This window comes from Tropicimonas sp. IMCC6043, from assembly GCF_004146235.1.
Classification (GTDB): Bacteria; Pseudomonadota; Alphaproteobacteria; order Rhodobacterales; family Rhodobacteraceae; genus Tropicimonas.
The window spans coordinates 1-11,505 of record NZ_SELO01000074.1 but is presented as its reverse complement, the minus strand read 5'-3'; the positions used below and the strand labels follow the sequence as shown (position 1 = coordinate 11,505).

General features: G+C 63.4%; 11 protein-coding genes and 1 pseudogene. 10 read left to right on the top strand and 2 right to left on the bottom strand.

Annotated features, from left to right (window positions below):
• Together EU800_RS24735 and hisC are read right to left on the bottom strand one after the other, a co-directional pair.
• The coding region (locus tag EU800_RS24735; protein WP_371685668.1) for a TRAP transporter large permease subunit at positions 1-248 on the bottom strand (248 nt) is incomplete at its 3' end.
• Positions 249-301: 53 nt separating this feature from the next.
• Positions 302-1,405: a histidinol-phosphate transaminase gene (gene hisC / locus EU800_RS24730; RefSeq protein WP_129636146.1), complete on the bottom strand. Its 1,104-nt coding sequence runs from the start codon at positions 1,403-1,405 to the stop codon at positions 302-304.
• A gap of 80 nt (positions 1,406-1,485) precedes the next feature.
• Here hisC and EU800_RS24725 point away from each other — a divergent pair, with 80 nt between their 5' ends.
• From EU800_RS24725 to EU800_RS24675, 10 genes and pseudogenes are all read left to right on the top strand, one after another.
• Positions 1,486-2,262, top strand: coding sequence for an SDR family NAD(P)-dependent oxidoreductase (locus tag EU800_RS24725; protein ID WP_129636145.1), 777 nt, complete (start codon positions 1,486-1,488; stop codon positions 2,260-2,262).
• Positions 2,263-2,377: 115 nt separating this feature from the next.
• A complete protein-coding gene (locus EU800_RS24720; protein ID WP_207210002.1) occupies positions 2,378-3,511 on the top strand; it encodes an ABC transporter ATP-binding protein in 1,134 nt (377 codons plus the stop codon).
• Between the two features lie 37 nt (positions 3,512-3,548).
• Entirely contained in the window at positions 3,549-4,646 is a 1,098-nt protein-coding gene (locus EU800_RS24715; RefSeq protein ID WP_129636144.1) for a PotD/PotF family extracellular solute-binding protein, read from the top strand.
• A 124-nt stretch (positions 4,647-4,770) separates the two neighbouring features.
• Positions 4,771-5,724, top strand: a complete 954-nt coding sequence (locus EU800_RS24710; protein WP_129636143.1) for an ABC transporter permease — start codon at positions 4,771-4,773, stop codon at positions 5,722-5,724.
• Positions 5,721-6,518, top strand: coding sequence for an ABC transporter permease (locus tag EU800_RS24705; protein ID WP_129636142.1), 798 nt, complete (start codon positions 5,721-5,723; stop codon positions 6,516-6,518). The genes EU800_RS24710 and EU800_RS24705 overlap by 4 nt, the downstream gene beginning before the upstream one ends.
• Positions 6,519-6,567: 49 nt before the next feature.
• On the top strand, positions 6,568-7,893 hold the full coding sequence (gene hisD, locus EU800_RS24700; RefSeq protein ID WP_129636141.1) for a histidinol dehydrogenase: 1,326 nt from the start codon (positions 6,568-6,570) through the stop codon (positions 7,891-7,893).
• Between the two features lie 3 nt (positions 7,894-7,896).
• Positions 7,897-8,895 (top strand): zinc-binding dehydrogenase, encoded by a 999-nt coding sequence (locus EU800_RS24695; protein WP_129636140.1) that lies wholly within the window; start codon positions 7,897-7,899, stop codon positions 8,893-8,895.
• 1 nt (position 8,896) lies between these two features.
• Positions 8,897-10,225: a hypothetical protein gene (locus EU800_RS24690; RefSeq protein WP_129636139.1), complete on the top strand. Its 1,329-nt coding sequence runs from the start codon at positions 8,897-8,899 to the stop codon at positions 10,223-10,225.
• A gap of 77 nt (positions 10,226-10,302) precedes the next feature.
• Positions 10,303-10,557 (top strand): annotated as a pseudogene (locus EU800_RS24685) (IS6 family transposase); the annotation flags it as partial.
• Positions 10,558-11,096: 539 nt separating this feature from the next.
• Positions 11,097-11,505, top strand: a 409-nt coding sequence (locus EU800_RS24675) for a reverse transcriptase domain-containing protein (protein WP_242500822.1), incomplete at its 3' end; no start/stop codon positions are given.

Sequence of the window (11,505 nt, the reverse complement as noted above, 5' to 3'; positions counted from 1 at the left end):
GAAACAGACCATCCGGAAACGCCGCTTGCAGCATCAGAACGCTGCCGCATAATCTCAAACGGAAACCGAACCGGAACTCTCGCTACGAGAAACCTCGCGATCTCCGAAATACTCTGACGACGGACAGCCAGAAAGAACGGAAGGCTTTCCTTCAGGTATTCCTCTATCGGCGTGTCCAGAAGCCTGCAGATCGTGAACATGGCTATCCCGACCGGTGGCGTCATGGAACCAAGCGTGACGATGGTCATCATCAGAATGCCGAAATGGACCGGGTGATGTTCTGGCGCGTCGACCGGCCACGTCACAGCACCTCGGCAAGTGCCTCCAGGAACTGATCGTTTTCGCGCGGAAGGCCGATGGAAACCCGGAGGAAGGCTTCGTATCCCGCCTGTTTCCACGGCTTCACGATCACGCCCTTTTCGATCAACGCATCTGCGACGTCGATGGCAGGGCGGACGACGTTCACGAACAGGAAATTCCCCTTCGACGGCAGCACCTCAAGCCCGCGCCCCGCGAGCACCGCGGCCACCCGGCTGCGCTCCGCCAACGTCTTGTCCACGGCCTCCTGCATCCGTCCCGGATAGCGCAGCACCGCAAGCGCCGCGGCCTGCGCGACGGCATTGACGTTGAACGGCGTGCGCACGAGATGCATTCCGCGCAGCAACTCGTCGCAATTGGAGAGGCCATAACCAATCCGCAAGCCCGCCAAGCCGTAGGCTTTGGAGAAGGTTCTTAAGACGAGGAGCGGTTTGTCGTGACCAGACAGCCGGTCCGTTCCCGGCAGGAAATCCGTGCCAAGCGCGTATTCGACGTAGGCTTCGTCAAGGCAGAGCAAGCATTCGGGATGTTGGGCAGCGAGCAGCCGGTCGATATCCTCCGGGGAGAGCCAGAGGCCCGCCGGACTCATCGGGTTCGCCAACAGGACCAACCGCACGGGGCGCGCCACTGAGGCAAGAAGCGCCTCGATATCAATTCGACGGTCTGGCGTCAGGTCGACCCGGGTCACCGTCGCGCCCATCATCTGCGCATAATCCTCGTGGAGCGGGAAGGAGGGGTAGAGCGTGACCATCTCGTCGCCCGGCCGCAGGGCGGCGCGTGCGAGGACGTTCAAGAGGTCTTCCGACCCGTCACCGAAAATCACTTTCTTCGCCGGAACGCCGGTCTGGCGCGATATGGCTTCTGCAAGGTCACGGGCACTCGGGTCCGGGTAAAGCTGGGTGTTCCGGATCGCATCCTCCATGGCGCGGAGGGCTTCTTCCGGCGGCCTGTAGGGGCTTTCGTTTGATCCGAGTTTGGCAATGGCCTTTCCACCGCATCGACTGGAGACATCTGCAAGTGTAAGGCCTGAATTGTAGGGCAGCAGCGCTGCCAGTTCGGGCCGCAGGGCAAATACCGGTGAGGTCATGACGATATCCCTTGCCAAGTCGCGGTCGAGACGGTGCGCATAGGTCCAGACATGTCAAGTCGATTGATCGGAAGAAGCATATGACCGAAGAACCCCTTGCGCCCCCTGATGTCACCTTCCGCTTCGACGGTAAGCGAGTGTTGGTGACGGGCGCAAGCCGAGGCATCGGGCAGGCGCTGGCGCTGGCTTTCGGCCGGAGCGGCGCCGACCTGATCCTGACTGCCCGAACCGTGGAAGCGCTTGAACCCACGGCGGCCGCCCTCGGGGAGATAGGTTGCGGCGTCCAGTGCGTGGCCGTCGATCAGCGTGACGTGGGCGAGATCCGCGCCAAGCTCGGCGCGCTGGCGAAAGTCGACGCCCTGATCAACAACGCCGGTGTCGAAGAGGTGCGGGATGCACTCGAGATCGACGAGGCGCTTTGGGACAAGATCGTCGACACCAACCTCAAGGGGGCGTTTTTTGTCGCCCAGGCGGTGGCGTCGGGCATGGCCGGAGAGGGCGGCGGGGCTATCGTGAACCTCGCGTCTCTCACCTCCTATGTCGGTGTGCCGACTGCGGTACCCTACGGCGCATCCAAGACCGGCATTCTCGGAATGACGCGCGCACTCGCGGCGGAATGGGCCTCGAAGGGTATCCGGGTCAACGCAATTGCGCCCGGCTATTTCAGGACGGACCTTACCGACCAGTTTTACCGGGACGCGGCCTGGGTTGAGGCAATGACAGCCCGGGTTCCGATGGGACGCCTTGGACGTCTCGACGATCTCACCGGCGCAGCGATGTTTCTCGCATCCAGCGCTTCGGCGTATATTGCAGGTCAGTGCATGGTCATCGACGGGGGATTCCTGGCGAAAATCTAGGCATTGTTGGTCGCATGACGGCGTTGCGTGGAGCTAATCGCAAAAAGCCTGTCGCAACTCGAAAGGAAGCCTCACGTCTTGGCCGGCCAGACGAGGCTCGAAGGAAGAAGTCGGAATGAAGCAAGGCGCGCCAGCCGAAACATCGCGGGAGAAAAGTGAGATCAAGCGACCCGTGGCGGTTCGCGCCCGCGACCTCACGATGGATTTCGGAGACGGTGCGCCGGCAGTGGACCGGGCGAGTTTCGACCTGGAAACGGGAAGGTTCCTGACGATCCTCGGCCCCTCCGGCTCCGGGAAGACAACGCTCCTGCGCATGATCGCCGGGTTCCAGAAGCCGACCAGCGGCGAGATCACTGTCAACGGCCATGCAGTCGACGCCACGCCGCCGCATCGGCGCTCCGTCGGCATGGTCTTTCAGCGGCTCGCGCTCTTCCCGCATATGACCGCGGCTGAGAACGTCGCCTTCCCGCTGAAGATGCGCCGATACGATCCCCGCAGTGTTCCAGGGCGAGTGCGCGACTTCCTCGACCTAGTGAAACTCGGGGATTACGGCGAACGCCGGATCAATGAACTCTCGGGAGGACAGCAGCAGCGCGTTGCGATCGCACGCGCACTGGTCTTCGAGCCGGAACTCCTGCTGCTCGACGAGCCACTGGCGGCATTGGACCGCAAACTCCGCGAAGAGATGCAGCTCGAATTCCGCCGTATCCAGCACGAGCTAGGCGTAACCACGATCAACGTCACACACGATCAGCGCGAAGCGCTGGTGGTTTCCGACGACATCATCGTGATGGACGGCGGTCGGATCCAGCAGCACGCCAGGCCGGTGGAACTCTACCGCATGCCGGAAAACACCTTCGTCGCGGGTTTCCTCGGCGTGTCGACCTTCGTTGCCGGCACCGCGTTTCCGGGAGGCCTGAAATCCGGCGACCTGCATCTGAGCGGGACCCATGCCGGCGAGATTGCCGAGGGAACGCCGGTTCGCGGCGCGATCCGGGCCGAGCAGATCCGCATTGTCGCCGCGCCGGACTCTCTCGCAACATGCGACACGGCCTTCCCTAGCCGGATCCTCGATGTGATATTCGAGGGAGAAAGACTGCTCTACGTTGCCGAGTCCGACCGCCTGCCGGGGGTTGCGTTTCAAGTTTATCACCACGACACAGAAGCATTCGACCTCTATGAGATCGGCGCCCAGGTCACGATCGGCTGGAACGCGCGCGACATGAAGATCTTCAAATCCACCGCCTGAGAAACCGGCGAAACCACCAGCAGAGGAGAGACTAACAATGACGAGCAAGCATACCCGCCGGGGCGTATTGCGCGCCGGGATGGCGACGAGCGGCGCCGCCCTTCTGTCCGCCATGCCCGCCGGGCGCCTCCTTGCGCAGGAACCCGAGAAACCCTCCGAGATCATCGTGCGCGCCTGGGGCGGCGAATGGGTGGACGCGCTCAAGGCGGGCGTGTCCGATCCTTTCACCGAGATGACCGGCATCGCGGTGCGCCACGACCTGACCGAAGACAACGAGATCCAGCCGAAAGTCTGGGCCGCGGTGGCGCAGGGCCGCGTGCCGCCGATCCACATCAACTGGGACACCACCACCAACGCCACCAAGTCTGCGCTGCGCGGCGTGACCGAGGACCTGTCGGATCTCAGCAACCTCGCCAACACAACTGAACTTGCAAAGCCCGTCGGGCTCGACGGCTACCCGCTCATCAACACCTACGGCTATGTCTACGTTCTGGCCTATCGGCCGGAGGCCTTCCCGGATGGCCCGCCGACATCCTGGCGCGACCTCCTCGATCCCAGGTTCAAGGGCCGCATCGCGCTCTACAATGACGGCATCGGCTTCCACTTTCCTGCCCAGGTCGCCGGCGGCGGGTCGCTGGACGACATTCCGGACAACATGGAACCCTGCTGGAACTTCGTCCGCGAGATCAAGGAACAGAACCCGCTGCTCGGCGAGGACCCGGATTTCACCACCTGGTTCCAGAACGACGAAATCGACGCCGCCTGCACGATTTCGACCAACGCTCTCGGAGCCAAGCGCAACGGCGTGGAGCTTGCCTGGACGGTCCCGGAAGAGGGCTGCAAGTTCGACACCGACTGCCTGTGGATTCCGAAGAACCTGCCCGAGAACGAGCTCTACTGGGCCAAGCAATACATCAATCTCGCGCTCTCCCAGGAGTCTCAACAGGTCTGGCTCGACGGTCTTGGCCTGCCGGGCGTCGTGCCGGGCCTCACGCCGCCGGCCGGTCTTGAGAACGACCCCTCCTATCCGACCAAGCCGGAGGATTTCGAGCATCTCATCCGCATTTCCTCTGCCGTCCAGGTCCAGAACGAAAGCGACTGGTTCGCGCGGTTCAAGGAAATCATGCAAGGCTAAATGATCCCAGGGCGCGCCGTCACCGGGCGGCGCGCCCTCTGAATTCGACTGGCGTCCACGGCGCGACCCGACCTTGCGGTGCTTACAGCCGGACGTCGCCTCACACGGCGGAATGACTTGCGATATGCCTGAGCAAAGCGACGACCAGCAGTTCCGGTATCCGCTCAGGTGGCGGGTTATGGACGCGCTCGAAGCGGCACTTGACATGATCTGGCCGAGGCGGCTTGCACGCTACTCGGGCTGGGCGATGATCGCGCCGGCAATACTGCTGGTCGGCATCCTCGTGCTGGGCCTCGTGCAAATCGCTGAAGGATCGCTTCACACCCTCGATCGGTCGACCTTCCTGCCCTCCGAGGAATACACGCTCGCCAACTACCAGACGATCATCGACAGCACGACCTATTGGCGCGTGCTCTGGCGCTCACTTCTGGGCGCCGGGCTCACGGTGTTCTTCACGCTGCTGCTGGCGTTGCCCTATTCCTACATCATGGTCCGCACCTCGAGTGCGACGATCCGCAAGAGCCTCCTCGTGGTTCTCTTCCTTCCGTTCTTCATCGGCCAGGTCGTCCGCGCCTACGGAATCCTGATCGTTCTGGGCACGTCCGGCGCGGTGAACGACGTGCTGGGCCTCTTCGGCGTCGAACCCTTGCGGCTTCTCTTCAACTTTCCGGCCGTGGTCTTCGGGCTTGTGCAATACATGCTGCCCTTTTCCGTTCTGCTGCTGGCGCCAGCGCTCACGGCCATCCCGCGCGAGACCGAGACCGCCGCCAGCTCGCTCGGAGCCAACTGGCTCCAGTCGTTCTGGCACGTGGTCATCCCGATGGCCAAGCCTGGGCTGGTCGGCGCAGGGCTGGTCGTGGGAACGCTCTCGCTCACCGATTTCGCGATGCCCGCGATGCTTGGAGGCGGCTCGCAGGATTTCATTGCCAACGCGATCTACGACCAGTTTTTCCGAACGGCGGACCAGGGCCTCGGCGCGGCGCTGGCGCTCCTGCTCGTCGCGCTCGGATCGGTGATCGCCGGCGTCGTCATTGCGATCTTCGGGGCCGGAACACTCGGAATGGGAGGGCGGAAATGATCAGCCGCACGCAGCGCATCCTGTTCTGGGCCATCGTCTGGTTCTCCATCGTGATCCTTTCGGTGCCGACGCTCATCGTCGTCGGTGCCTCACTCACCGCGGGCAACATCATCTCCTTCCCGCCCGAGGGGCTCTCGCTCAAATGGTATGGAGAAATCGCCATGGCGCGCGATCTGCGGGGCGCCTTCGGCCGCTCGATCATCGTGTCGTTGATCTGCCTCGCCGTCTCGGTCCCGGTCGGAACGCTGGCCGGGCTGGCGCTGACGCGCTTCCGCCTGCGTTTCACCAATGCAATTCAGGTCTACCTGCTGCTGCCCTTCACCATCCCGCTCATCGGCTCGGGCATCGGGATGATGCTGGTGTTCGGCAGCTGGCGGATCCTCGGCAATGTCTGGCCCGTGGGCGTCGCTCTCGCCGCAATAAACATCCCCTTCATCATTTGGTCGGTATCCTCCTCGGCTGCCTCTCTGGACGGCGACCTCGAACTCGCCGCCGCCAATTGCGGAGCAGGACGGGTCGAGACCTTCCTGCATGTGACCCTTCCGGGCGTCATGCCCGGTGTCATCACTGGCGGGCTGTTGATGTTCGTGCTGGCGATGACCGAGTTCCTCGTGAGCCTCCTGCTCACCGACGCGCGGACCGTCACCCTGCCGGTCCAGATCTACAACAACATCCGTTCCATCATCACGCCGGACCTCGCCGCGGTTTCCTCAGTCTTCGTCGTGATCGCACTATTCGCGGTCTGGCTGCTCGACCGGCTGGTGGGATTGGAAATCTTCCTCAAGTCGAAGTGACAGACGGATCCGTGGCAGAAGCCGCGGCGCCGAGCAGAAAGGAACAGACATGTCGGACGTCAACGTTCAGCGCCTCAAGGGTCTTTCACCGATTGCGCGTGCCGCCCTCGTTCAACGGTCGGAAGCGGACCTGTCCTTCTTCCTCGAGAAGGTCGAGCCGATCATCGAGGCCGTCCGCACCGAGGGCGACGAGGCACTGGTCCACTTCGGCCGCGAGTTTGACAAGGCCGAACCGCTGACCAAGGATGCGCTGAAGGCGACAGAGGCGGATTTCGACGAAGCTTTCGCGCTGGTCGAGAACGAGGTTATCGAGGCGATCCGCTTTGGCATCGACAATATCCGCAGCTTCCACGAGGAGCAGGCGCCGGAGCCAATGTGGCTCAAGGAGATCCGCCCCGGCGCCTTTGCCGGCGACCGGTTCACGCCAATCTCCTCGGTCGCCCTATACGTGCCGCGCGGCAAGGGCTCCTTCCCGTCGGTCACGATGATGACCTCGGTCCCCGGCGTTGTCGCCGGCGTGCCGGACCTCGCCATCGTCACTCCGCCGGGGCCGGACGGAAAGGTGGACGCGGCGACGCTGGTCGCCGCTCGGATCGCCGGCGTCGAGACGGTCTACAAAGTCGGCGGGGCACAGGCCGTGGCCGCCGTGGCGCTCGGCACAGAGACAGTGAAGAAAGCGCAGAAGATTGTCGGCCCAGGCAGCCCCTGGGTGGTGGCCGCCAAACGTTTGCTGGCGGGCGTCATCGATCCGGGCCTGCCCGCCGGTCCCTCCGAGAGCATCATCCTCACCGATGACACGGTCCATGGTGGGCTGGCCGCGATGGACCTGCTGATCGAGGCCGAGCACGGGCCGGACAGCTCGGCCTGGCTGGTGACGGACTCCGAGCGCGTCGTCGAGCAGGCGCTCGAAGCGCTGCCGGATCTCTGGAGGCGGATGACCGAACAGCGGGTCGAGTTCTCTCGCACCGTTCTGACGGGGACGTCTGGCGGCATTGTGCTGGCCGAGTCGATGGACGATGCCTGCGCCTTCGTGAATGAATACGCACCGGAGCATCTCGAGATCCTCTCGACCAAGCCCTTCGAGTATCTCGGCGAGATCCGCAACGCGGCAGAGATTCTCTTGGGACCGCACACGCCGGTCTCGATTGCCAATTTCGCGCTCGGCCCGAACGCGGTCCTGCCCACCTCGATGGGCGCCACCACCTATGGCCCGCTGTCGGTCACCGACTTCCTGCGCCGAAGCTCCGTGGGCTACGTGACCGCGAAGGGGTATCCGGATCTGGCGAAGGCGGCCGGAACGCTCGCGGAATACGAAGGCTTCTCCTCGCACGCGGTCGCGGTGAGTGCGTTGCGCCAGACCTACCTGAAGGGCTGAGCGATGCAGGCAGTCAGGCTGCACGCCAAGCAGGACCTGCGGATCGAAAGCATCGCCCCGCCAATGCCGCCGAAGGCAGACGAGGTGACCCTTGCCGTCACCGCCGCCGGGATCTGCGGCTCCGATCTGCACAACTACCGCACCGGCGCGTGGATCACCCGGACGCCCTCGGTCGCCGGCCACGAATTCTCCGGCATCGTCACGGCGACGGGAAAGGGCGTCACCCATGTGTCGGCAGGCCAGCGCGTGATCGTCGACAGCCGATACATCTGCGGCGACTGCCCCGCCTGCCGAGAAGGTCACGGGCAGGTCTGCGACAGGCTCGGCTTTATCGGCGAGGCGATCGACGGTGGCTTCGCCGATGCAGTCACGCTTCCGGCGCGCAACGTGATCTCCGCGCCTGAAGGCGTGCCGGACCGCCATCTCGCCATGGCCGAACCGCTCGCTGTCGCGCTGCATGCGCTCAGGCGGCTCGCAGCACCTGAAGGCACAGAAATCCTCGTGACGGGATGCGGTCCAATTGGTGGGCTGGTCGCGCTGCTGGCACGCCGGCAATGCAATGCTGTGAAGCTGGTCGAACGAAACGCTGCCCGCGCCGCCTGTGTCGCGGAAGCGACCGGCGCGGAGGTGATCGAGCTCGAAGACCTTGCGGATCTGCGATTGTTCTACGCGGTCGAGACCACTGGCAACGACGCAGTGATTGACGCGCTCGTCCACGGCATCGCCGGCTGTGGCGCCATCGCGCTCGTCGGGATCGGTCGCGCCGTCCCGCTCATCGACCCGGTAACGCTGGTGGAGCGGGAGATTACCCTTCACGGCTGTCACGCCTTCACAGATCAGGACCTTCGCGACATCGCTGACATGCTTCCCGATCTGACGGCAATGTTGGACCCGTTCATCGGCGCGCAGATTCCGCTGGACGATGTACCCGCGGCCTATGAACGGCATATCGCGGGCGAGGTCGCGGGATTGAAGACGATCATCTGCTGCGGAGGCGCCTGAAATGGGCGCAGCGCCACTTTCGCGGACGGGCGAGATCCGGGCCATAGCACGGACGGACAGCGCGCGCGCCGAGGCCATGCTGCGCGATCTGGTTACGGAGCTCTTCGCGATTCCCGTGGAGAATCTCAGGATCAATCGCGACCAGTATTCGCTCAACTCGCTCAACGGCTTCTTCGACTCCGATGGTGCGGGCTTCTTTTTCAAATTCCACCAGGAGGAAGGCGAGGAACAGATGCGCGGGGAGTATTACCGCGCCGACATCCTCGCGCAGGCGGGCCTGCCCATAACCCAGCCAGTGCACATGTCCACCCTGCCGGGCGAGCAATTGCTGGTCTATGCCCGCCGCTCCGATCCGCGCTTCTCGGACGTGCTCTTCGAACTGGAGCGGTCCCCGGACCCCGCGGCGATCGCCCGGGCCGTTGCCGCCGAAGCCGAACTGAACGATCGTCTCCTGGCCTGCGCGCGAGAAACGCTCGCCCCGATCACGCTCGAACAATCCGCCGCCGAGCCTATCCACCGGCTGTTCCACGAACGCCTCATCGACCCTGCCAGCGGCGCCTATCCCGGCGGCCGGTTGGCGCGGTTTTATTTCGGTAAGCGCTTCGACTTCCCAGGCGGTGTGTCAGTCCGTTGGGAGGATCTCGCGAGGGCGCGACCAGTGATAAACGGGAAGGAATATACCCGTTCTCTCGGCGAATTGTTCGACCTCGCCCATGCGCGCTACGCGCCCGAACGACAGGCGGATGCCGGCGGCATTGTCGCCCATGGTGACGCCCATAACGCGAATGTCTGGTACGAACGCGGCGAGGCGGCCGATCATCTGTCCTTCTTTGACCCCGCCTTCGCGGGGGCTCGGTTACCGTCCCTTCTGGCTGAAGTGAAATCGACCTTTCACAACGTCTTCGCCCACCCGTTCTGGCTGTATACACCGGAACTGGCCGCCGAACGCTTCACAGCGCGTGTCGAAGTCGCCGAGGGCCGGCTGCGGATCGACACTGACTGGCAAGTAAGCAGCCTGCGCCGCCAGCTTCTGCGGGTGAAGGCCGAGCGGTTCTGGGCACCCTGGATTGCCACCCTAGAAGAGCGGGGATTGTTGCCGACGGACTGGGAGGACGTGATCCGCCTCGGTTTCTTCCTCTGCCCGACCCTGGTGATGAACCTCAACGCGGGCGAAGGTGCCGACCGGCACAACCCCCTTTCCTCGGCCATCGGCCTTTCGGTAGCGCTCGCAGCCGGAGCGCGCCCGGTCTCCGGCGAAGATATTTTCACCGACTTCTTTTCTGGAATTGACCACGTAGGAAATTCTCTGAACTTACCTTCGCGGAGGTGAACACTTGCAGCTTTTGTCGGGGTGATGTCAGGGGAACTTTTCTTGCGGTTGGGCGGGGGGCTGAACAGTTACCCGGAATGCCGAAACCTGACCCGTTCAAATACTTCAAGACGAGCCGCGAGATCATCCGCCTGGCGGTGATGTTGTACGTCCGTTTCCCACTCTCACTGCGGAACGTCGAGGACCTGCTGCACGAGCGCGGGATTGAGATCAGCCATGAATCCGTCCGGTTTTGGTGGAACCGGTTCGGCCCGATGTTCGCTTCCGAAATCCGCAAGAAACGCGCCGAGCGTTTGCGTTCCGGGCCGCAGTGGCGGTGGCATTTGGATGAGAGTGTGCCGCGAGGCTCCTGCACCTGATGCGGGTGCCGAGCTGCACGAAAGATGAGGGTAGGCCCCTCGGAGCCGGCCGTCAGGGGCAGGCTTCAAGCCACTGCAAGCTGCGACGGTAAAGAGCCGTGGTGGTGAGCGTTGCTGAAAAGGCGGGCTTCGAGCCCGTCAGGTACGGTCTGGAGAGACGAGCGCAAGCGAACCGCTGATGACGTGTCGAAAAGTGCAAGATGATGTCGAAACCGGGGGGAACTCGTTAACCCGGGACGAGTCTGGGAGGCGACCTGATTTCTGCCCAGATGGCATCCGGCATGAAGGCGGCGTGACTCTGGATCAGGCTTTCGTGTGGAACGCGGGAACCTGTCGCCACGATGACAAGGAAGAAACCCAAGCAGGCGGTCCCTGTGAGGGTGAGAGTACCGATGCGCGGCACAGGGGCGGAGCAACCCGTAGTAGTGATGAAGGTCCTGTAATGGGGCTGGAGCGAAGGGGTTGCGTTGTTCAGCTCTGGTGCGGGGACAACCGGCGACGGGAGGATCCTCGTGGATAGGGCAAAGCCATATGCTATTCCGAAAAGGGAGGTATGGAACGCCTACAAGCGGGTTAGAGCCAACCAGGGAGCGGCTGGCGTTGACGGCCAGACGATTGCGGACTTCGAGGCTGATCTTTCGAACAATCTCTCCAAGCTCTGGAATCGGCTGTCATCGGGCAGTTACTTTCCGCCGCCGGTGCGGCGGGTCGATATACTCAAGAGCGATGGCAAAACACGGCCGCTGGGCATACCCACGGTCGCGGATCGCATCGCGCAGATGGTGGTCAAACAACATCTGGAACCGAGGGTGGAGCCGAGATTCCATCCGAATTCCTATGGATACCGGCCCGGCAAATCGGCACTCGATGCAGTCGGCGTGGCGCGGCAGCGATGCTGGCGTTACGACTGGGTTCTTGATC